This window comes from Allobosea sp. UC22_33 (assembly GCF_042700715.1).
In the GTDB taxonomy this organism is placed as follows: Bacteria; Pseudomonadota; Alphaproteobacteria; order Rhizobiales; family Beijerinckiaceae; genus Allobosea.
In genome coordinates this window covers 5,200,219-5,221,634 of sequence record NZ_CP170556.1, presented here as the reverse complement: position 1 = coordinate 5,221,634, position 21,416 = coordinate 5,200,219, and the positions used below count along the sequence as shown (strand labels likewise).

The window sequence follows — 21,416 nt, the reverse complement described above, 5'->3', positions numbered from 1 at the left end:
CTGACCGAGATCGTCCGTCGCGTTCGTCATGCCGCCTCGCTCGCGCGTGCCTACGCGCCGATGCGGCGGATTTCGGGGAGGCAGGAGCCGCAATTGGTCCCTGCCTTGAGCTGAAGGCCGATCTCCTCGGCCGTCGCGGCGCCCGCCTCGAAGGCGGCGCGGATCGCGTTGAGGCCGACGCCGAAGCAGGCGCAGACGGTCGGCCCGGGATCGGCACCACCGAGGTTGCGTCCCGAGAGCAGGGCAAGCCTGCTCTCAACGGTCGCCGACGGGTCGGCGAAGATCGCCTTGACCGTGTCCCAGAGCGGCGCGCGCCCGGCGGGCGCGAGAAAGAGGGCGGCCTCAAGCCGGCCCTCCTGAAGCACGGCACAGCGATAGCTGCCGCCGTCGCAGTCGATCAACTCAGTCAGTTCGCCCGCGCCGAAACGCTCGCGCATCAAGGCCGCGAGGGCATCGACGGGTGCGTCGGTGGCGAAGAGCCGGCCTTCGCCACCCTGTACGGCAAGCCGCGCCCACCAGCTCTGCTCCGGCAGCACGAAGGGCTCGCGCGACAGGACGAAGCCCTCAAAGCGATAAGCGGTGGGTGTGACGGAAACCGGCGTGGCCTTCATCTCGGGCTGGCCGGAAAAGGGGTCGCAAAGCGACTGCGTCAGGGCGCCGATCCGCGCATTGGAGGCCGTCTCGCCGGACCAATGGATCGGCGCGAAGAGCACGCCTTCGGCGACGCCTGCGTCGGCCACGACCTTGAGCACCGCGCCGCCATGGCCGCCGGTGAGGCGAGCGAAGCCGCCGTCGCTCAGTCCGAAGCGCGTGATGTCGGCGGGGTTTACGGAGACCGAAGGCTCGGCGACATGCGCGCTGAGCCGCGGGCTGAGGCCGGTCCGGGTCATCGTATGCCAGTGGTCGCGGACGCGCCCGGTGTTGAGCAGCAGCGGGAAAGCCTCGCTCACCGTCGAGGCGAGTTGCGGCACGGCGAGCGGGCGCATCTGTGCGCGGCTACCGGGACCGAAGAAACGGCCGTCACCGAACAGCCTTGCAGTGCCCTCGGGGCGGTGGGCTGGAACGGGCCACTGCATCGGCCGCAGCGCATCATAAGTTGCCTTGTCGAGCCTGGCATGGGCGCCGATGTCGAAATCACGCGTACCTTGGTTCTCGAAGGCGGAGAGTGCGGCGTGCTCGGCATAGATCGCGTCCGGGCCGGCGAAAGTGAAAGCCGTACCGAAGCCGAGGCGCTTGGCGACCTCGCCAATGATCCACCAATCCGGCTTCACCTCGCCAGGCAGCGGCAGGAAGGCGCGCTGGCGCGAGATGCGGCGCTCCGAATTGGTGACGGTGCCGTCCTTCTCGCCCCAAGCGGCGGCCGGCAGGATGTAATGCGGCTTCGTCGCGAGCGTGTCGTTCGAAAGCACGTTCTCGGAGACGACGAAGAGATCGAGGTCGGCGAGCACGGCGCGCACCTTGTCGGCCTCGGGGAGGGAGACAGCCGGGTTCGTCGCCATTACCCATAGCGCCCGGATGTGCCGCTCGGCGGCGGCCTCGATCATCTGTATGGCCTTGAGCCCCTCCCCTCGGGCGATGGCCGGCGCCTGCCAGAAGCGGCGGACGCGATCGATCTCGTCCGGTGCGTAGCCCATATGGGCGGCGAGCATGTTGGCGAGCCCGCCGACTTCGCGTCCGCCCATCGCATTGGGCTGACCGGTCAGGGAGAAGGGGCCGCAGCCTGGCCGCCCGATCCGGCCGGTGGCGAGATGGCAGTTCAGGATTGCCGCGACCTTGTCGGTGCCTTGGGCGGACTGGTTGACCCCCTGGCTCCAGGCCGTGACGACATGCGGCGTGCTGGCCCAGAGTTCGTAGAAGGCCGCGATCTGCCCGGCTGCAAGGCCGGTGACGGCGGAAATCGAGGCGATGTCGGGAGCGATCTCGCGCGCATTGGCGAGCGTCTCGTTGAAGCCAGCGACATGGCGCGAAACATAAGTGCGATCGACGAGGCCGCGATCGGCGAGATGGACGAGCAACCCCGCGAAAAGCGCAGCGTCGAAGCCCGGCTTCAACGCCATCACCATGTCGGCGTCTTCTGCCGTCGCGGTGATGCGGGGATCGAGCACGACGAGGCGTGCGCCGCGCTCGCGCCGGTTGTCCTGCATCCGCCGGAACAGAATCGGATGGCACCACGCCGTGTTGGAGCCGACGAGCACGATCAGGTCGGCACTGTCGAAATCCTCATAGGCGCCGGGCACCGTATCCGAGCCGAAGACCCGGCGCTGTGCCGCAACCGTCGAGGACATGCACAGCCGCGAGTTGGTATCGATATGCGGCGTGCCGATGAAGCCCTTCGCCAGCTTGTTGGCGACATAATAATCCTCGGTCAGGAGCTGGCCTGAGAGGTAGAAGGCGATGGCCTCGGGGCCGTGATCGGCGGCTATCGTCCGCAACCCGGCGGCGATGGCATCAAGCACTTCACTCCAGCCGATCCTATCGTAATTCCCGGTGGCGTTGCGTTTAAGCGGGTGCAGGACCCGACTGCCGAGACCGAGCGTCTCGCCTAGCGCCGAGCCCTTCGAGCAGAGCCGCCCCCGATTGGCCGGATGCTCCGCATCGCCGGCGATGGCTGCTCCGCCCAACCCATCCGGCGTCGCCAGAACACCGCAGCCGACCCCGCAATAGGGGCAGGTCGTGCGCGTTGTGGCCGGTGCGAGGGGAGCGTCGTGGCGCATCAGGCGGCTTCCCTGATGCAATAACTCTCGCCGAAGGGCAGATCGGCGCGGATCGCGCTGATGTCCTGCCCCGAGCGGATCAGCCCGAGATAGAACAGCGCGCCCTGTGTATCGCCGACGAGGACGCAGCCGGCGAGCCGCCCTTCGCGCAGCACGAACTTGCGGTAGATGCCGGCTGAGGGATCGCGCAGAACGACGGTCTCGGTGCCGTCGCCGCCCTCGAATTCACCGGCCGAGAAGACACCGACGCCAGAGACCTTCAGGTTGGTCGCGAGCAGCGAGCCCCGATAGGCCGCATCCTGGCCGGCAAGCCGCGCAGCCAGCACCCGCGCTTGCTCATAGGCGGGCTCGACCAGTCCATAGGCAAGGCCGCGATGCTCCGCGCATTCGCCGATGGCGAAAATGGAGGGGTCGTCGGTGGCGAGGCCGTCATCGACCAGAACGCCGCGCCCGACGCTCAAGCCCGCGGCGCGGGCGAGCCCGGTATTCGGGCGCACGCCGACGGCGATGACCACGAGATCGGCAGGGATCTCCGCCCCGTCGGCGAGCTCGACGGCCGCGACATGTCCTTCGCCGCGAAAACCCTTCGTCTCCGCGCCGAGGCGGACATCGATGCCCCGAGCGGCCATGGCCGCGGAGAGGAGGCTGGCGCCTTCATGATCGAGCTGGCGTTCCATCAGGCGATCGACGAGATGCAGCAGCGTCACCGATCCCCCGGCTCTCGCGAGCCCATAGGCCGCCTCGAGCCCGAGCAACCCTCCGCCGATGACGACGATGCGGGCGCCACGCCGCGCATAGGCCTGCATCGTGCCGACATCGGCGGTGTCGCGGAATGTGACGACTCCGGCGAGATCGCGACCGAGAAAGGGCGGCCGGAGCGGCGTCGAACCGGTCGCGAGCACGAGCTTGCCATAGGGCAGCGCCGGGCCGCCTCGCAGCGTCACCGTCTGCGCCGCACGATCGATGTTGTCCACGGGGCGGCCATAGAAGGTCGAAATGCCGCGCGCGCGCCACCATGCTGCCGGCTTGAGCTCGATCTCCGGCTCGCCGATCTCGCCCGCCAGCAGCGGCGAGAGCAGCACCCTGTTATAGGCCAATCGCGGCTCGTCCCCGATCACGGCGACGGAATAGCGCCCGAGCGCGCGCTGGCTGAGCTCGTCGGCCAGCCGCGTCGCCGCCATGCCGTTGCCGACGATGATAAGGGGCTCGGCCATGGTGTCAGGCTACCCGCTTGATCTTCAGCGCCTTGAGGTAGTCCATTGGCGCTGCCGCATCGAACTTCGTGCCGTCGAAGAAGGTCTCGACGCCGCGGGAATCCGCCGTCGGGGCGCCGGTAACGCCCAGCGTCTTCGCGGCCTCGCGCCAGAGATCGGCGCGATTCGTGCTGTCGACCAGCGCCTTGATGTCGATCGTCGGGTCGAATTTGCCCCAGCGGATATTCTCGGTGACGAACCAGGTGTCGAGGCTCTTCCAGGGATAGGAGCTCGCGCCGCCTTCGCCCCAGAACTTCATGTAGAGATTGGTGCCCTTCGCCTCGCGGCCATTGCCGTAATTGATGTCGCCGAGCAGGCGCTTGTTGATGTCGTTGGTGGGAACGTTGAACCATTGGCGCTTGCCGACGATCTCGGCGAGTTCCTGGCGGTTCTCCATCCTGTCGGCCCATTGCTGGGCTTCCATCACAGCCATCAGGATGGCCTGCGTTGCCTTCGGGTTCGCATCGACGAAATCGGCGCGCATGCCCAAGATCTTCTCGGGATGGCGGCCCCAGAGTTCGCCCGTGGTCAGCGCGGTATAGCCGATGTTCTGGTTGACGAGCTGCTCGTTCCACGGCTCCCCAACGCAGAAGCAGTCCATGGTGCCGACCTTCATGTTCGCCACCATCTGCGGCGGCGGCACGACGATGACCTTGATCTCGGTGTCGGGATCGATGCCGCCGGCGGCGAGCCAGTAGCGGATCCAGAGATCATGGGTGCCGCCGGGGAAGGTCATGGCGGCGGTCAGTTCCTTGCCGGCGGCCTTCTTGCGCTCGAAGGCCTGCTTCAGCGGCGAGGCGTCCTTCTGGACGTTGAGGTCCTTGTATTCGTTGGAGACCGAGATCGCCTGCCCGTCCTCGTTGAGGTTGAGCAGCGTGTACATGGGCAGCGGCTGGCCGTTCTGCATCACCTTGCCGGTCGCATAGAGATGCGTCTTCGGGCGCAGGATGTGGCCGCCGTCGATGCCGTTGTTCTTGAAGCCGAGCGCCATGTTGTCGCGCGTCGCGCCCCATGAGGCCTGCTTGGCGATGTCCATGTCGGGCAGGCCGTGCTTGGCGAAGAGCCCCTTTTCCTTGGCGATGATCACCGGCGAGGCGTCGGTGAGCGCGATATAGCCGAGACGCGTGCCCTTGACCTCGGGACCGGTCCCTTGCGCGAAGGCGCCGGAGGGCAGGGCGGTCTTCGCCGCCGCCAGCAAGGCGGCTGCGCCCGACAGGTTGAGGAAGTCGCGTCGGCTTGGAGCCGCCAGCCGGGCTGCGACCGCCTTGTTGCGGGTCTTGAAGCTAAGCGTCATCGATCGCCTCTCGGTTGCTGAAAAGCCGCCTGCCCGATTCAATCCCGAATGCGAAAAACGCCGCGCGAAAGACGCCTTGGCAGGCGCATTCGACAGCGACGTTGCTGTATCGTCCGGATCGGGGATGGCGCGGGCAGCGTTGGCCGCGTCGCATCAGTCGTTACAAGGATCGTGCCAACCGCTTTGCGGGAGCCCTAGCCTTGAATTGCGATAGATTCGGGAAGGGGCGCGCGGCAGCGCAAGCTTGATTGCCTTGCTGCGGTGCACAATCAATTCGCCCCTGCCTAATCGATGGGCTGCTCTTGGCTTGTTGCAAGAATGCCTGCGAATGCGGCAGGCAGGAATACGCCCCGCGCGATATCGCGCGTCTGCGGCGTTACCGCGACCTGCCCGGCCCGCTCCATGCCATAAAGGACCCACTCGGCGTCATCGGGGTCGGGACGCAAGGCTTCCCGGTCGAAACGGATGAACCGCTCGACCTTGCGCGTCAGCCGGTCGGCTCCCTGGATCAGCTCGCCATGCAGGATGCGTTCGATGAGCGGCGCCGGCAGCGCGAGCCGGTCCGGGGCTGAGAGATGTTGCGCCATGCGCGCGAAATTCTGCGGCAGACAGGCCCATGCACTGGCCTTCAGGATCGCGGAACCTAGCTTCGAAACGGCGGCCGGGCGCTTCTCGATATCGTCGGCACGCCAGGCCAGCACCTTGTCGTGGCAGTCGCGGCGCAGGTCGACGCTGGCATGGACCATCGCGCCGACGCCGGCCGCGACGGCCGCCGTGTTCCAGGGCGCTCCGGCGCAGAAGCCGTCGATCCGCCCGCTGGCGAGCGCCTCGACGGTCTGCGGAGGAGGCACGACCTCGAACCGGATGTCTTCGCCGAGCTTGAGGCCGCCCTGCTCAAGCCATTCACCGAGCAGATAGATATGCGTCGAGAAGCCGAAGACCGCCGCGAAGGTCAGCGGCGGCAGGCCGGCGGCCTTGCGGCGTGCGACCAGGGCAGCAAGCGCTTGGGCCGTGACGCCCGGATCGGCCAGGTCGCCATCGGCCAGCCGCGCGAGTTCCTCGAAGCGCCGCAGCGAAAGGGTGATCGCCGCCCCGTCGCGGTTGAGCGCCAGCGGCGCCGCCATCGGGGCTTTCACGCCACCGATGCCGAGCGTCGCGGCAATGGCCGCCGGGCCGAGCATGTGCGCGGCGTCGAACAGGCGCACGTTCAGCTTGTCGCGCAGGTTGGACCACGAGACCTCGCGGACCAGTTCGAGATTGAGCCCCTCGTTCTCGGCGAAGCCCTCGTCCTTCGCCAGCACGACCAGCGCGCAATCGACCAGCGGCATGAAGCCGACCCGCAGGTGCAGCGTCGTCATTTCAGCATCTCCGCGGCGGTGATGAGGGAGCGCGCGATCTCGACGAGCTTGCGCTTCTCGTTCATCGCGGTGCGGCGCATCAGGGCATAGGCCTCGTCTTCCGACAGGCCCTTCAGCCGCATGACGATGCTTTTGGCGCGATCGATCGTCTTACGGTCCTCCAGCTGCGAGCGGGCTTCGTCTAGCTCCTCGCGCAGCTTGCGGAACGCATTGAAGCGGCTGATGCAGGTCTGCAGGATTGGCTGCATCCGCTCCTTCTTCAGCCCGTCGACGATATAGGCGGAGACGCCCGCCTCCACGGCCGCCTCGATCGAGGCCGAATCCGACTGGTCGACGAACATGGTGATCGGCCGGCGGACATGCCGGCTGACGAGGAACATGTCGGCCAACGCGTCGCGGCTGGGGTCTTCGAGGTCGATCACCACGACATCGGGATCATGGGTTTCGATCGCGGCGACGAGACCGGTCGTCGCCGTGATGCGGATGAGTTGATCATAGCCCGCTTCCCGCAAGCCTTCCTCGATGATGGCGGCTCGAACCTGGTTCGCATCGACGATTAGGATCCGAAGATTGGGCACCATGCCTTTCGATCGTTCCTTTGGAGTGATCCGGCATCACTCAATCAGGAATCGTGCCACCGCTACTCTAGAGGGCGAGGACAGCGGAAAGCCAACGAGGCGGTCGGTTTGGAGGTGACCATCGCTGGCGAAACAGCCCATATCGCATTCAGGATTCGAGGAGGCGCGCCGCACACCAACGAGATGTCTGCTTCCTGGCAAGCGCTCAATGTCGGCAAAGGCGCAAGCTGCGCTCACCGTCGCCTCATTTAATCGCTGATGTGAGCAGATCGTATATCCTCGCGGACGCAAGAACCTGATCGTGGAAGAGAGATATGGCGCGACGGCAGCAAACCACACCGGCCCTATTCTCAAGCTGTTCCGTGACCAGGCGCAGGACGACGCAATCGAGGAAGAGGTTGAGCGACGCCTTCCTCAGCGCTCGATTGACAAGCGGCAGCGAACAGGGCGGCCCTGATGGCCACTTGGGCGGAACCGGCGTAGCCTCTTGCGCGTTCCTTCAACGAGACACCTCTAACCTCAACTCGGCTCCGTCAGCCCCGCTGTCGGGGCTTTTCCTTGTGCTCGGAACGCGATCGCCCTCTGGCTGGTTGGAAAGGCATCCACCAAAGGAGGAAACCATGGACCACTCCAAGCACGTTCGTCTCGCGCCGGCGGAGTTCACCGCCGACATTCTCAATGGTGCCACAATCTATGGGCCGGGCGACGAGAAAATCGGCTCTATCTTACACCTTCATGGCTCTCAGGTGGTCATCGATGTGGGTGGCTTCCTTGGCATCGGTGCGAAGCCGGTGTCCGTGTCTCTCTCCGAGCTGGAGTTCATGCGCGACGAAGACGGCGACGTTCATGCCGTGACGACCTGGACCAAGGACCAGCTCAAGCAGATGCCGGAGCACGTCGATCCCTGATTGTCCGCCGTTTGCTTGCAGCTGATTTTTTCGGCCCCGTCAGCCCCGGCTGGCGGGGCGTTTTTTTTAATTGCGCCTCTCGTAGGAGCGCGCAAAAGTTGCGTCGCCATGCCGTTCTCGTCGTTCCAGGACCCCGCCGATCTGCAGCGCGCACAGGCGGCGCTCGACGAGATGTGGCGACGCATCCGGCCCATAATCGATGAAGCCGACCAGCCGCGCGAGCGCGATCGACTAGTCTATCTCGTGGCCTCTTACACGCTGGCTGCTCACGATGAGGATGATCTGATCGAGCGCGTCTGGGAGCGCTACTGGCAGCGGTGAGCGGGGCAGTTTTCTGAGCACTCACCCCATTTTGAGGGGCGAGATCGCCCCCGCGGGCCGCTAACGTCTCGCCATGGATGCAGCCAGTGAGATCATCTTGATCGCCGGCGGGATGATCGCGACTGCGGCAGCTGTATGGTGGGCGAGCAAGCGCTGGCGGCCTTAAGCGAAATGCCCGAGCCTAGACAGGAACGATTCATTTGGCCGCCCGTTCGCGACTCGTTGCGTTGCGGAGTTGCGTTCGATGTGTGCGCGTCGGGTTCTCAGAGCCGGGCCTGCGGCGGAGGTGGTCAAGGGCCCGGTGGCGCGGCGGCGAAAGCTCGGGCGCGACCTCTTCGTCGATCCGATGCCCGATCGCGTCGAACCCTGTCTGGCGCAGCTTCAGAGTCGGAACGGGGTTTACTCAGGCCAGCGGTACGGCGCTCCGCAAGCAGATGGACAAGATGATCATAGACAAGCCGGCGGTTGCGATACGCGGTAGGAACGGACCTATCGCTGGATCAGGCCAGAGCTGATCGCGGAGATCGCGCTACGCGGCTGGACCGATGATGGGAAGCTGCGGCACGCGTCGTTTAAGGGTCTGCGCGAAGATGCCGATGAGGCCTCGGTCTACACGTTGGTCTAGCGCCGACGTCTGCTATGGGTCGGAAGCGGACCTAATCAGTCGCTCTTGGCTTCGATCCGCCAAGGCGGAAAGCGGCGGTCAGGCCCAGCATGAAACAGGCAGAGCTTGTTGCCGGTAGGGTCGGCAAACCGAGCTTCCTGCCAGCGCCAACTCTCATCGGTTGGGCGGGTGTCGAAAATCACACCAACCGCGACGAGTTCGCGGTAACGGCGGTCAAGATCGTCAACCTCGAAGTAAAGCACTGTGCTGTTGGCAGCCGCGTCCGGATTGTGATGGAGGGAAAGCGTCGTTGATCCGGACGGAAGCTCGAACCGCGCATAATGGCTCGCGACACTGTGGACGATCAGCCTCAATCCTAGCTTCTTGTAGAAGGCGATGCCTTCATCCAGGTCGCGCACATCGATGGTGATCTGATTCAGGTCCATATCGCCAATGCAACCACCTCGCACTTCAGTCTGCAACGGGTCGTAAGCAGTCAGTCATGAAGGGCTTCGATTATAATCCCGGCACTGTTGAAGAAAGTCGATCATCTCATCCAACTTACCCGGAGATACCGCAAATGGATGGACTACCCCGGTCTCAGGATCAGCTGGCAGCGCAAACTTAACCCGCAAATCGCCTTTGAGCCGAACAAGCGAAATTAGCATCGATCCAGACATCCCGGCGGCCCAAATGTATCGCTGCGCGACAACCTCGGCCGTTCGCATGGGATCAAGAAAATCAAGTATACGCTTGAGCATGCCGATCTCTCCGAGCACGTTCTAGGGGCATCATCGCGCACTTCTCGAAGGACCGCTACGGGTCGTGAGCGGACCTACCCTGCCAACGCCACCTGCATCCGCTTCTGCGCAAATAGCGAGTTCAGCTAAAGGCGCGACACAGCTGGCAGCGTGCTCTGACGTTAGGTAACTATTTTTCAATCAGAATGCAGGAGAAAAAATTAATCATAAAGCGGGGATTTTCATGCTTTTTAGGCGCAACAGTCATCAAGCCGGCGCAGAAGCCGCATCGATCCGCCGTTGGCAGGCCGTCATCGAATTCGACCTCGATGGGAAGATTCTAGAGGCCAACGATCTTTTCCTTCGGACGGTAGGCTATGCTCGCCAAGAGATTGTCGGCCAGCACCATTCGATCTTCGTTCCATCCGAGGAGCGTTCATCAGAGGCTTATCGCAGCTTTTGGCGTGACTTGAAGGCCGGCCAGGCGTTTCAGGCACAGTTCGCGCGCTTAGCTAAGAATGGCAGCCGCGTCTGGCTGCAGGCAACCTATACCCCGATCTGCGGTACCAATGGGAAGCACCCATTCAAGGTCATCAAGTACGCAACTGACATCTCAGCAATCAAGGAAGCGGTTTCGAACGCGGAGGGGCAACTCGCGGCGATCCGGAAGTCGCAGGCTGTCATCGAGTTCGATCTGTCTGGAAATGTCCTCGATGCCAACGACAATTTCCTGCACGCTCTTGGCTACGCTCTTCCGGAAATTAAGGGCCAACATCATTCAATGTTCGTTGCGCCGTCGGAGCGAAGCTCTGACCGCTATGCTCGGTTCTGGGAGAAGCTGGGGCGTGGCGAGTACGACGAGGGTCAGTATCTGCGGATCGGCAAGGGCGACCGAGAAGTCTGGATCCAGGCGAGCTACAATCCGATTCTCGACGCCCTCGGTCAGCCTTACAAGGTCGTAAAATATGCAACCGACATCACGGCATCGAAATTGGGTGCGGCTGCCCTGGAATCTGCGGTCGCAGAAACGCGTTCGGTCATCTTGGCTACCCAATCGAAGGACCTGACCCAGCGCGTGCCGCTCGGCGGCAAATCCGGGGAAATCGCCGAACTGTGCAACGGCATCAACGAATTGCTGGATTCGTTCTCAACGGTCATCGAGACCGTAACGAGGATCTCTGAGCGCATCAGCGCAGGCTCTAACCGGATCGGGGCAGACAGCAAGGATCTGGCCCAACGGACAGAGGAGCAGGCGGCTTCATTGGAGGAGACCGCTGCAACGACTGAGGAGTTGGCGGCGTCCGTGAAGCAGAGCTTCGAGCGCGCTTGCGAAGCTGCGGACCTTGGGGCAGCCGCCAACGAGGTGGCCAATCGTGGAGGTTCCATCGTAGGCGACGCAGTTGTTGCTATGGGAGGGATCGAGCAAGCGTCCGCCGACATTGGCAATATCATCCGCGTCATCGACGACATTGCCTTCCAAACCAATCTGCTGGCACTCAACGCAGCTGTGGAGGCGGCCCGTGCCGGCGACGCTGGCAAGGGCTTTGCGGTGGTCGCGTCCGAGGTCCGCACCCTGGCGCAAAGATCGAGCGAAGCCGCAAACGACATCAAAAAGCTGATCAGCAACTCCGGCGAACAGGTAGCTAATGGCGTAAAACTTGTGCAGCAAGCTGGCTCGGCGCTGTCCGAAATCGTCGGTTCCTCAACAAACGTATCTGCTGCTCTGGACGAGATAAAAAGCGCATCTCGTGAGCAGGCCAATGGTATCGAAGAGGTGGCCAAGGTCGTTGCGCATATGGATGAGATGACTCAACGCAACTCAGCGATGGCCGATCAGAGCGCCGGTATAGCCTCTGAGCTTCAGACCGCAACAGATGCTCTGAAGCGCCTAATCGAGGGATTCCGCGTGCCGCGAAATGGCGCGGGATCAAACAATATTGGCACTGAGGGAACGCAGCTTCGCAAGATCGCTGCCCAGATGGGGCTTTTCTCAACAACAGCGCCACAGCGCGCGGTCACGGCGACTAACGCGCGTCGACAAGTCAATGGGCCCGACCTTGGATGGGAAGAATTCCAGGAGGTCTAGCTATAGACTCTGAGGATAATTGCGCCGACTGGAAAAGGTGAGGCTTAGGTCTCCGGATTCGAGTTTTTAAAATTGCTAATCTTCCGCGCAGATGCAGCCAACTGCATCCAATCTAAGCACCGAGTCACAGAGCTTTGCTTCTCAAACGAAAAATCTGCGTGGCGATCGTCCGCTTCTGGTGGGCCGGGGCGGCGAGCAACTGAAGGCCCAGAACATGTCAGCTGTCTGCTGAATTCCTGCCTTTTGCGGAAATATCGTAGAACAAATTCCGGGATTCGACGTCACGATTCCGCCTAAGCACCATCATCACCGTCGCCATTATTGTGTGAGATCTGAAAAGCGCGCCGATCGTGCGACAGAGATCTGCCGCAATATAAGTCCGCGGGCAGGAGTTCATTCGCGATCGTGCGCAATCTCAGGTTTGTTCTATAACCGGAATATATTTGATAGCGAGAAAAGAAGGCGCGCGCCTTTCTTAGTCTCGAACGGCGAGTTCATCATGATCGGCTTGGCGATGCCGACCGAGAGGTGGAGATCGTCCGTCAGGAACAGGCGCGCACCCGCGCCCGCCGACGCGAAACTCTGGTCGAGGTCGCGACCCGGGAGCTTGATCCGCGCGGCTCCGCCTTCGACGAATGTGAACAATTGGTAGCCCTTGATGAACTTGAGCGACAGCAACTGGTCGTAACGCAGTTCGGCCGAGCCTGCGATCGCGTCGTCGCCGGAGATCCAGCCGGCGTCGAAGCCACGGCCGAACGAAAGCCCGCCCAAAGCATATTGCTGCGACGTCAGGAGAGGACCGGACGCCAGCTGGCCCCCTGCCGCCAGCTTGATCGACCAGTTCTCGTTGAAGTTCTCGTAATGCGTCAGCGAGGCGTTGATCAGCGCAAAATGCGGAGAGGCGTCATGGCGGGACAGCCAGTCGGCGCTATCGGCCTGTCCGTCGATGAGGCCGAGGCCCTTGCGAGCCGTCGCGGAAATATAGGTCCAGCTGCTGGCGCGCAGGTGCAGCTTGTAGTCAGCCGTGAAACTAGCGATGCCGATCCGGTCGGCGAAGATCGGCCCGATGAAATCCCGCTCGGACGCACGCGTCACGCCGAGCGACGCCGTGAGCCATAGCGACTGCATCTGGCTGAGAATCGGCGCGTAGGAGATCCTCGCTTCGACCGTGTCTGCCTGCGAGCGGTTCCTTAGATACCGGCGAAGATCGCCCGGCCAGTTCTCGCTATGCGATGCCGAGACGCCGATGCGCCAGCTGTCGGAACCGAGCGGCAGATCATAGGCGATCCGGCCATAGCGCATCTCGCGCGGCGAGCCGGGGACGAAGGACCCGCTGACCGTTAGGCTGTCGCCCGGCATCAGCATGGAATTGAGCGCGACGCTGCCAGATGCCTGCCACGGCCCCGATGACGCGGAGCCCATATTGTCGATGGCCGCGGCTCCGTAGAGGCGCCAGCTCTCGGTCTTGACGCCGAGGCGGAAGCGGCCTGAACCGGGCGATGTCTCGTCGAGCGTCGTGTCGACGACCTTGATGCCCGGCCGTTCGTTGAGGAGCAGGAGCTGGCGTTCCAGGCTGGCTAGGCGCGACGGCCGCTCCTCGGTGAGCGGTGCGAGCAGGCGCTCCAGCCCGAAGGCGGCATCCGTTCCCGAGATGCTGACCTGCTCGATCGCGCCCTCGACGACGGTGACCCTCAGCGCACCCGAGCGCATGTCCTGGGGCGGGATCAGGGCCCGGCTGAGATGAAAACCCGCGGCACGGTAGCGCGCGGTGATGGCGGCGGCGATCGCAGCCAGATTCTGCGCAGAAAGCTCGCGATCGAGATAGGGCTGATAGGTAAATGCCAACTCGGCGGCAGACAGGGCCGTGGCGCCTTGCAGTTCCACCTGCTTGACTCGGAATAGCGGCGTCTGATCTTCGAGCTCAGCCCCCGAGCCGATCGCCGGAAGCGTGACGGGATTGCGGCGCTCCTCCGCCTCGCGCCGTTCTGACTGTGTCTCGGCCGCCAGCGGCGCCGGCCGCAGGGGATTCGCGGGCGGAACCGCTTGCGCGGAAACAGGCACGACTGTGAGCTGCGACAGGACGATCGCAGCAGCCGCCCTGCCTATGAAGCCCAAGCCTTCAGTCATTCGCAAACGCCCACCTGCCCGATTCCCATTCTTTAAGGAGAGGTGAACGGAAAGGGTTAATGAAGCGTAAGTATTAAAGGTTGCGATGCGGATGAGGGCTAAGTTTCTCTTCATGGCTTCATGCTTAGGTGACGGTCACGACGCTTCCAGCATGGAAGCCTTCCGCCTCAAGGAATGAGTGCATGACGGGCCGTTTCGCGTTCTGGTTCGCGGTCGCAGCCGCATGGTTTTACACCTGCAGCCTGCCCGCCGTCGCGCAGGACAATGTCTGGACGGTCGCGAAGAGTTCCGGAGAGGCTTGGGTCGGCTCAGCAAGCCATCCTGCCTCGCTGACGCAGAAGACGGAGTTGCGGCCGGGCGATTCCATCCGGACCGGGCGCACCGGACGCGTTCTGCTCGTGCGCGGCCAGGAAACGATACTGGTCTCGCCGAATTCCGCGATCAGTCTGCCCGAAGCCGGGCGGTCCGGCCTGTCGACCGTCATACAGCAGGCGGGAACCATCCTGCTGGATGTCGAAAAGCGGAACGTGCAGCATTTCGAAGTCGAGACGCCCTATCTCGCAGCGGTGGTGAAGGGGACGCGTTTCCGCGTTTCGGTTACCGTCGGCCATACTAAAGTCGAAGTCGTCCGCGGCCAGGTGCAGGTCACCGATTTTCGCTCAGGCGACTATACACTGGTGAACCCGCAGCAGTTCGCGAGATCATCTGGCGGCGGGACGCCCGGCCTGAGGGTCGGTGGCAGCGGAGAGCTCGGAACTGTCATGCGCGGGCCTGCTCAGGCCCCGCGCGTGCAGCCTATGCCCGTCCCGGCCGGCGGCCTGAAGCCGGACGCCGGCGCGGTTCCCTTGCGCAATGCGCAGCCCACGACCTCGGCCGGTGCTTCCGGCCCCAGTCAGCCGGTCATCGCTCGGACACCGGCGGGCGGCGCGCGCATCCTCGCCCCGATCGGAGAGCTGCATCTCAACATCCGTCAGGTCACGAACGGCATGGCGCGCAACGACAGCGCCGTTAACGCGAAGAGCAAGGGCTGGTCGAGCCGCCTCCAGCCGGGCAACGGCGGCAACAACATCCGTCTGGACAATAGCGGATCCGCCGGACCGAACGGCAATGGCTCATCGTCCGGATCTGCGGCATCTACGGCCATGACCGCAGGCCCCTCTGCAGCCGGTAGCATTATCATTTCGAATGCCGCGGCGAATGGTGGCGGTGGCGTGGGGAGCGGCGGCGGAACGGGCGGTGGCGCCCAGGCTGGCGGCGGTCAAGGTCGGGGCACCGGCGGCCACTCCGGATCATCGTCCGGCGGTCTTCTCGGACTCACTGGCCAGTTCGTGGGTGGCCTCGACACTCTCATCGAGAACCGCGGCCGCGGCAACGCCTACGGCCAGCATGGCGGGAACGGCATCGGCAAGGCACTGGGCCTGGGCAAGAAGAATTGAAAGTGGCCGTGCAAGGCAGCCGAGCGGCGGCATGGGGATGGAAGGCTAGGCCTGTAGGGCTGCTGCTACGATCCCGGTCCTATCTGTTCGCCCTACTGGCCGTGGCGCTCGTCGTTCTGGCCGGCGCCCATGAACGCTTGCGGGAGACGGTGCTGGACGCGCGCTTCAACCTGGTCAAGCGGGCACCATCCGGCACCATCGCCATGGTCGAGATCGATCCACGCTCGATTGCGGCGATCGGGCGCTGGCCCTGGCCTAGGTCGCTTCATGCCGAGCTGGTCGGCAAGCTCGCCGAACTGGGCGTGACCGACATCGCCTTCGACGTCGATTTTAGCGCCCGCTCCGTCGACGCGGAGGACCAGCGGTTCTCGGACGCGCTCAAGGGTGCGGGTGGCAGCGTCATCCTGCCGATCTTCAGGCAGGTCGCTTCTGATGCCGGCGGCGCGCGGCAGGGCTATGTGAACCGCCCGCTAGCCATGTTCGAGGCGGATGCCTGGCTCGGCATGGTCAACGTCGCGCCGGACCGAGACGGCGTCGCACGCGATTTCAGCTTCGGCGCCATGATCGATGGTCAGTTCATTCCCTCCATCGCTTCGCTCCTTGCGGGATTGCACCAACCCTCCACCCCGGAGTTCCGGATCGATTTCGGCATCGATGGCCGCGGGGTGCGCGGCGTGCCCTATATCGACATTCTACGAGGGAATGGGGACTTGGGAGCCGTCCTGCGCGGCAAGAAGGTCATCGTCGCCGGCACGGCCGCGGAACTCGGCGACCGGTTCGTGATCCCTGGCGGGCAGATCATCCCCGGTGCCTTGCTGCAGGTTCTCGCCGCGGAATCGATGCTGCAGGGTCGAACCTTGCGAACGACCACGCTCGCGCTTTCGAGCGCGTTGCTGTTCGGGCCGCTTCTGACCGCATTCGTGCTAAGGCGACGCCGGACACGGCATCGGATACTCGCCGTGATCTCCGCAGCTATCGCAACCGAAGCGGGAGCGGTCGCGATCCAGTTTGTCTATCCGATCGCGATCGATACATCCCTCCTTCACGTCGCGGCCGTCGCTTATGCCCTGATTGCACTCGTCGAGGAGGTCGATCTCCGCGGCCTGCTCCGGCTTGCCGCGGAAAAGCGTTTCAACAACGTCGCCATGTCGTTGTCGGACGGGCTCGTTTGCGTCGACCGGGAGGGGCGCATCTCGATGTCGAACGCGGCAGCGAGCCGGATTTTCGGCCTCGATGCCGCGCAGATGAGAAACCTGCAGTTTGCCCGGCTGCTGGCCGTCGACGCAGCCGGCCCCGACGCCAGCGCGCCTCCGACAACCAATGGCCAAGTTCGCGAAGAGACGGGAAAGCGCGCAAACGGCGAGTTTTTTCCGCTCGAATGCAGTTGGTCGGTCTGGGAGACACCCTCCGGCCGACAATACGGCGTCGTGCTGCGCGACATCTCCGAACGCCGACGGCAGCAGGAGCGCATTCGCTATCTCGCGGAAACGGATCCCGTCTCCGATCTTCCGAACGGCAACAGCCTGATCACCGCCTTGAGCGACGCCCTGCGCCGGGACGAGCCGCAACGCCTCATGCTCGCAAGCCTCTGGCATTTCCGGCGGATGCGGGATCTTGAAGGCCAGACCTTCGCCGACGCGCTTATCCGCGCCGCGGCGACAAGGCTGAAATCCAGGATCGGCCAGGGCCTGATCCTGTCGCGGAGCGACAGCGACGAATTCGCGATTCTGCTGCCGGCGAGCCAGGTTGATGTCGATCGTCTCGCGGCATCGCTTATCGAGACGTTCCGCAACGAGCCGCTCGAAGCCGAGGGCCGCGTGGTACGCGTGCCGATCGTCCTCGGCCACGCCGGTTCCGAGGAGGCCGCCGATCCGGAGGTCTGGCTCGGCAATGCCCGTTTCGCGCTCGCCGCGGCTCAGCGGCAGGAGGCGGAGATCGCCGTCAGCTTCGCGCCGGGGATGCGCGACGAGGTCGAGAAGCGGATGGCCCTGGAAAACCGGCTCCGTCAGGCACTGACGGCAGGAGAATTCGAACTGTTCTATCAGCCGCAGGTGGATCTCCAGACCCGATCGATCGTGGGCGCGGAAGCCCTGATCCGCTGGCACCACCCCGAGCGTGGCTACGTCTCGCCCGGCGAGTTCATGCCGGTGATCAACGGAAGCTCGCTTGCGGACGGGGTCTCGGCCTGGGTTCTTGAAACCGCGATCCGCCAAGCCGCCATCTGGCAGCAGCGGGGAACGCCCTTGCGTGTCGGCATCAATCTCTCGCAGTCCCAGTTCACGGCGGGAACGCTTGCGGTCGACGTCGCGCGTCTTTTGGACGCCACCCGGCTCGATCCCGCCTGGCTCGAACTCGAAGTGACGGAAGACATCATTCTCGATGACATCAGCCGCGTCAGGGCGATCCTCGGATCGCTGCGCTCGCTCGGTGTTCACATCGCGTTCGACGATTTCGGAACGGGCTACGGCAGCTTGACCTCGCTGCGGGACTTCCCACTCGATACCATCAAGGTCGACCAGACCTTCGTTCGGAACCTGGAGCCGGGAAGCGAGAATGCCGCGATCGTCACGGCCACCATCGATCTGGGAAAAGCCTTGGGGAAATCGATCATCGCCGAGGGCATCGAAACCGAGGCGGCCGCCGCGCTCTTGACCGCACTGGGCTGCCGGGAAGGTCAAGGTTACCTCTTCGCGCGCCCCATGCCTGCTCGTGAACTTGAAAATGCTTGGCTACGTTGGGCAGCATAAAGCTCTATGCGTCGGCCGAGAGCATGCTCAGCTGTGGCCAACAGAGGCCACCTCATCTCAAAGCTCGTTCTGCCGAGGCTGAGCATTTCTCTATGGCCTCGTCGGGACATAGGCGCGACAGCTGAGACGGTGAGTCGGAAGCTTAGCAACACCTGTGCTTCCAACTGCCCTCGTGTACGGGAAGCTGGCGATTCCTCGGTCTGCTTTGCAGGGATCTCTCACGATTATATAGCCTACTTTGAGAAAGACCATTTTCCGGCGGGCAAAACAATCGTTTCGAAGAAATGCGGCCGGTTATCCGAAAATTTCATCGAGTGCCTTGGGTCTACCAAGAAGATAGCCTTGTCCGCTATAAAAGCCGACCTCACGAAGCACATCAAGTTCCGCCTGAGTTTCGATTCCTTCAGCGATGATCATCGTGCCGACGCGCTGAGCGAATACGCCAAGTGCCGCGGCGAGAGCTCTACGTATGGGGTCCCGGTCGACGTTACGGGTGAGGCTGATATCGAATTTGATTATATCTGGGCGCAGGTCAAGGATATGCCGCATGCTCGAATAGCCGGCGCCTGCGTCATCGATCGCTATGCGTATTCCTTGAGCCCTTAGCGGGGCAAGAGCGTCTATGATCGATTGATAGTCAGCGACAGGGAGGTGCTCTGTTATTTCGATCACGAGGCGGTGCGGGTCAAAGCCGGAAAGCGCTTGGGTGAGGGGCCCCTGTTGAAGAAGCGTGTTGGGCGAGATGTTGATGCTCAGACTGGCGGAGGCGGGCAAATGGGCGCAAAATGAGATAGCCTTTCGCGCAACCAATAGCTCAAGCTCGGCCCCCAAGCCTACTCGATGAGCTTCAGCGAACCATTCGTTTGGCGGGCGTGTGGGCTCAGTCGCAAATCTTGAAAGGCATTCGACGCCGAGTATGGAGCCGTCGTTCAGCGCTCTAATCGGCTGAAATACGAGGTTCGGATCCCCGCTTCTTATCGCCGAACCAATATTTTCTACGGCGGCGCGTCGGGCACGGTTCTCGCTTACATCGGCCGCTATGTCAGCTGCGAGCAAGAGACTGAAGGTTCTCAGTAGATCAAGGTCGCGCTCGCCCAACTCTGGTTGAGGTTTGTGACTAAAGCAACAAAATGTCCCAAAAATGCGCTCATCGTCGACTTTGATTGGAACGCTCAAATGGGCACCAATCGGAATGGACGCCGTCTCCGCAATAGACATCGCTAATTCGACCACAGAAGTGTCCGCAATTAATTGCGGCAAAGCGCCGGACGCAACGTGTTTGCAGTAGCCGGCTGCAAGTGGAATTACGTCGCCTGCCTTGAAAATGCCCTCGGTATAATCACAGTTTACATTTTTTTAGAATCCGATTTGTGCCTAAAAATTCTGACACAAACGCCACATCCATTCGCAAATGCGTTCTTATGGCTGCAAGAACGCGGTCAATATTTTGAGAGACGTGTGGTGAGAGCACCGTTGGAATACTGTTCAAATCGGATGCGTCGGCCAACATCAGATTGCCTTGAGTCGATCAATAGTTGAATTTCAATCCTACGGTGCAGGGGTGAATTGTTTCTAACAGAGCCTGCCGCGTACGCCGCGCACAATCGGTGGAATTAAAACCATTCCTGTCCGTCCGTCGGCAAGCCCTGAGCGTTTTGCCGAGCAAACAACAACAGAATTCTGAGCGAAACAGCCTGGCGTATCAGGCAAAGCGAACCTCAAGTTCCCCGCCTGCTTTGCCCGCGATCTCGCAAGTTTTGGAGAAACCATCTGCAGCGATTGCGAGCTTGAAGCGCTCCGGAACGCCGGCCGTGTTCATTATGGCGAGGCTCGCGCCCTGTTCAGAAAGCCGCTTTACCGTGCAGTCGATCACTGAGCGACCAGAGTTGAAAACGATCTGCCCGGCCTTAAGTACGCGTCGGCCGAGGCTGCTTTCGACTTCAGCCACCGCAGCGGCGACACAGCGGTCGCGCCCTTGCTCCTTAGCGGCGTAGAGCGCTTGGTCGGCTCGCTGGAGCATTGTGTCCAGATCAGTCATCGCTGGGCTGAAAGTTGACAAGCCGCAGCTCGCTGTAATTGAGAACGAGCGCTCAGCCGCGGAGAAGTGCTGGGCAGAGATCGCGCTGCGCAGCTTCTCTGCGACGCCCAACGCGGCCTCTCGCCCGGTAAGCGGCAGCATCACCGCGAACTCTTCACCACCTATGCGGCCGATAAGGTCGCTCTCACGAAGCAGGCTGCGGCAGGTTGCAATGCTCTCGGCCAGCACCTTATCGCCCGTCGCATGACCGTAGCTGTCATTGACTGCTTTGAAATGATCGAGGTCCAGCAGTAAGCAACTTGCCTCGTGTCTATGGCGCTTCGCCAGCGAGAGCTGGCGGGTGGCCGCGTCTCGGAAGGCTCGACGCGAGAGCGCTCCGGTCAGCCCGTCAACGCTGGCGAGTTGTCGCAATTCCAGCGCGTCCATGACGACAGCGGCAAGGTCTTGCAGGATAACGATCTCGTCTGCCGTGATCGAGCGGGGGGCCGGCGCCATGGCGCAAAGCGTGCCGATATTCTGCCCCTCGGCGCTCCGCAGCGGGAAGCCTGCGTAAAACCGCACATGGGGCGGACCGGTTACGAACGGGTTCTCGCAGAAGCGACCGTCCCGAAGCGTGTCGGTGATAATGAGAGGCTCGGCCCGGCCGATTGTGAAGTTACATATTGCGGGTCCTCGCGCGGTCTCGCAGGCGTCGATACCCTGGCGCGCCTTGAACCATTGTCTATGACCATCGAGGAAGGCCACCGTTGACATCGGAACGTCTAGGATGCGGCAAACTAAACGTGCGACGCGCTCAAAAGCCTCCTCCTCCGGGCTGTCCAGGATATCAAAACGAGCGAGAGCGTCCAGCCGTTCCTGTTCGATTGCCCAATTTGCGTGGAGCATGCTGCACCTCCCATGGAGCCTGCACCACAAAAGATCCCAGACGCTAACGATAAGTTAAACCGCCTCTTCAGCCGCGCTCTTCAGGATGGAATGGAATCGATATGGCCAATTCCGGTTCTGTGGATAGTCGTTGGGTAATCCCAACCTTCCTTTCGAACTCAACCCGGCTGATGTAGCTGATTGTCGATCGCCTGCGAACGGCGTTGTGGAATTGTACGACGGAGTCGAACATGTCCGCACGAACGTCGTCACGTGTTCCGCAGATCCTGCCACTGATCCGCTCGGTTTTGAGCTCGGAACCCTAAAGGGCCACGCGAAGCAGCGAAA

The 21,416-nt window shown here is 62.8% G+C and carries 16 protein-coding genes and 1 pseudogene; 6 read left to right on the top strand and 11 right to left on the bottom strand.

Features of this window, described 5'->3' with window-relative positions; all coding sequences use genetic code 11:
- Positions 1–50: 50 nt before the first annotated feature.
- The 5 genes from ACFJGT_RS25270 to ACFJGT_RS25250 all read right to left on the bottom strand — a co-directional run bounded on the left by ACFJGT_RS25270 (position 51) and on the right by ACFJGT_RS25250 (position 7,200).
- The gene (locus ACFJGT_RS25270) at positions 51–2,714 is read right to left on the bottom strand and encodes a molybdopterin-dependent oxidoreductase (protein WP_377844079.1); all 2,664 of its coding nucleotides are present in this window, start codon (positions 2,712–2,714) and stop codon (positions 51–53) included.
- Complete coding sequence (locus ACFJGT_RS25265; RefSeq protein ID WP_377844076.1) at positions 2,714–3,928, bottom strand: NAD(P)/FAD-dependent oxidoreductase; 1,215 nt, start codon at positions 3,926–3,928, stop codon at positions 2,714–2,716. Before ACFJGT_RS25265 ends, ACFJGT_RS25270 begins: the two co-directional genes overlap by 1 nt.
- Positions 3,929–3,932: 4 nt before the next feature.
- Positions 3,933–5,261 (bottom strand): CmpA/NrtA family ABC transporter substrate-binding protein, encoded by a 1,329-nt coding sequence (locus ACFJGT_RS25260; protein ID WP_377844074.1) that lies wholly within the window; start codon positions 5,259–5,261, stop codon positions 3,933–3,935.
- 284 nt (positions 5,262–5,545) lie between these two features.
- Positions 5,546–6,619: a CmpA/NrtA family ABC transporter substrate-binding protein gene (locus tag ACFJGT_RS25255; RefSeq protein WP_377844072.1), complete on the bottom strand. Its 1,074-nt coding sequence runs from the start codon at positions 6,617–6,619 to the stop codon at positions 5,546–5,548.
- Positions 6,616–7,200 (bottom strand): ANTAR domain-containing response regulator, encoded by a 585-nt coding sequence (locus ACFJGT_RS25250; protein ID WP_377844070.1) that lies wholly within the window; start codon positions 7,198–7,200, stop codon positions 6,616–6,618. Before ACFJGT_RS25250 ends, ACFJGT_RS25255 begins: the two co-directional genes overlap by 4 nt.
- 617 nt (positions 7,201–7,817) lie before the next feature.
- On the opposite strand from ACFJGT_RS25250, the gene ACFJGT_RS25245 reads away from it, so the two are divergent.
- From ACFJGT_RS25245 to ACFJGT_RS25235, 3 genes are all read left to right on the top strand, one after another.
- Positions 7,818–8,105, top strand: a complete 288-nt coding sequence (locus ACFJGT_RS25245) for a PRC-barrel domain containing protein (protein ID WP_377844068.1) — start codon at positions 7,818–7,820, stop codon at positions 8,103–8,105.
- 108 nt (positions 8,106–8,213) lie between these two features.
- Positions 8,214–8,426 carry a hypothetical protein gene (locus ACFJGT_RS25240; protein WP_377844066.1) on the top strand — a complete coding sequence of 71 codons (213 nt, stop codon included), beginning with the start codon at positions 8,214–8,216 and terminating at the stop codon, positions 8,424–8,426.
- Between the two features lie 499 nt (positions 8,427–8,925).
- Entirely contained in the window at positions 8,926–9,051 is a 126-nt protein-coding gene (locus tag ACFJGT_RS25235; RefSeq protein WP_377849073.1) for a hypothetical protein, read from the top strand.
- A gap of 35 nt (positions 9,052–9,086) precedes the next feature.
- Here the strand turns inward: ACFJGT_RS25235 and ACFJGT_RS25230 are convergent, their stop codons facing one another.
- Together ACFJGT_RS25230 and ACFJGT_RS25225 are read right to left on the bottom strand one after the other, a co-directional pair.
- Positions 9,087–9,476 carry a VOC family protein gene (locus ACFJGT_RS25230; protein ID WP_377844064.1) on the bottom strand — a complete coding sequence of 130 codons (390 nt, stop codon included), beginning with the start codon at positions 9,474–9,476 and terminating at the stop codon, positions 9,087–9,089.
- 54 nt (positions 9,477–9,530) lie between these two features.
- Positions 9,531–9,791, bottom strand: a complete 261-nt coding sequence (locus ACFJGT_RS25225) for a hypothetical protein (RefSeq protein WP_377844062.1) — start codon at positions 9,789–9,791, stop codon at positions 9,531–9,533.
- A gap of 223 nt (positions 9,792–10,014) precedes the next feature.
- Here ACFJGT_RS25225 and ACFJGT_RS25220 point away from each other — a divergent pair, with 223 nt between their 5' ends.
- Entirely contained in the window at positions 10,015–11,856 is a 1,842-nt protein-coding gene (locus ACFJGT_RS25220) for a PAS domain-containing methyl-accepting chemotaxis protein (RefSeq protein WP_377844059.1), read from the top strand.
- A 426-nt stretch (positions 11,857–12,282) separates the two neighbouring features.
- Here the strand turns inward: ACFJGT_RS25220 and ACFJGT_RS25215 are convergent, their stop codons facing one another.
- Positions 12,283–13,983, bottom strand: coding sequence for a ShlB/FhaC/HecB family hemolysin secretion/activation protein (locus tag ACFJGT_RS25215; protein WP_377844057.1), 1,701 nt, complete (start codon positions 13,981–13,983; stop codon positions 12,283–12,285).
- 182 nt (positions 13,984–14,165) lie between these two features.
- On the opposite strand from ACFJGT_RS25215, the gene ACFJGT_RS25210 reads away from it, so the two are divergent.
- Entirely contained in the window at positions 14,166–15,419 is a 1,254-nt protein-coding gene (locus ACFJGT_RS25210; protein WP_377844055.1) for a FecR domain-containing protein, read from the top strand.
- A gap of 101 nt (positions 15,420–15,520) precedes the next feature.
- Entirely contained in the window at positions 15,521–18,166 is a 2,646-nt protein-coding gene (locus tag ACFJGT_RS25205) for an EAL domain-containing protein (protein ID WP_377844053.1), read from the top strand.
- A gap of 294 nt (positions 18,167–18,460) precedes the next feature.
- Here the strand turns inward: ACFJGT_RS25205 and ACFJGT_RS25200 are convergent, their stop codons facing one another.
- From ACFJGT_RS25200 to ACFJGT_RS25190, 3 genes and pseudogenes are all read right to left on the bottom strand, one after another.
- Complete coding sequence (locus ACFJGT_RS25200; protein WP_377844047.1) at positions 18,461–19,399, bottom strand: EAL domain-containing protein; 939 nt, start codon at positions 19,397–19,399, stop codon at positions 18,461–18,463.
- A gap of 469 nt (positions 19,400–19,868) precedes the next feature.
- A complete protein-coding gene (locus tag ACFJGT_RS25195) occupies positions 19,869–21,089 on the bottom strand; it encodes a diguanylate cyclase (RefSeq protein WP_377844045.1) in 1,221 nt (406 codons plus the stop codon).
- Between the two features lie 67 nt (positions 21,090–21,156).
- Positions 21,157–21,369 (bottom strand): annotated as a pseudogene (locus tag ACFJGT_RS25190) (hypothetical protein); the annotation flags it as partial.
- Positions 21,370–21,416 lie beyond the last annotated feature (47 nt).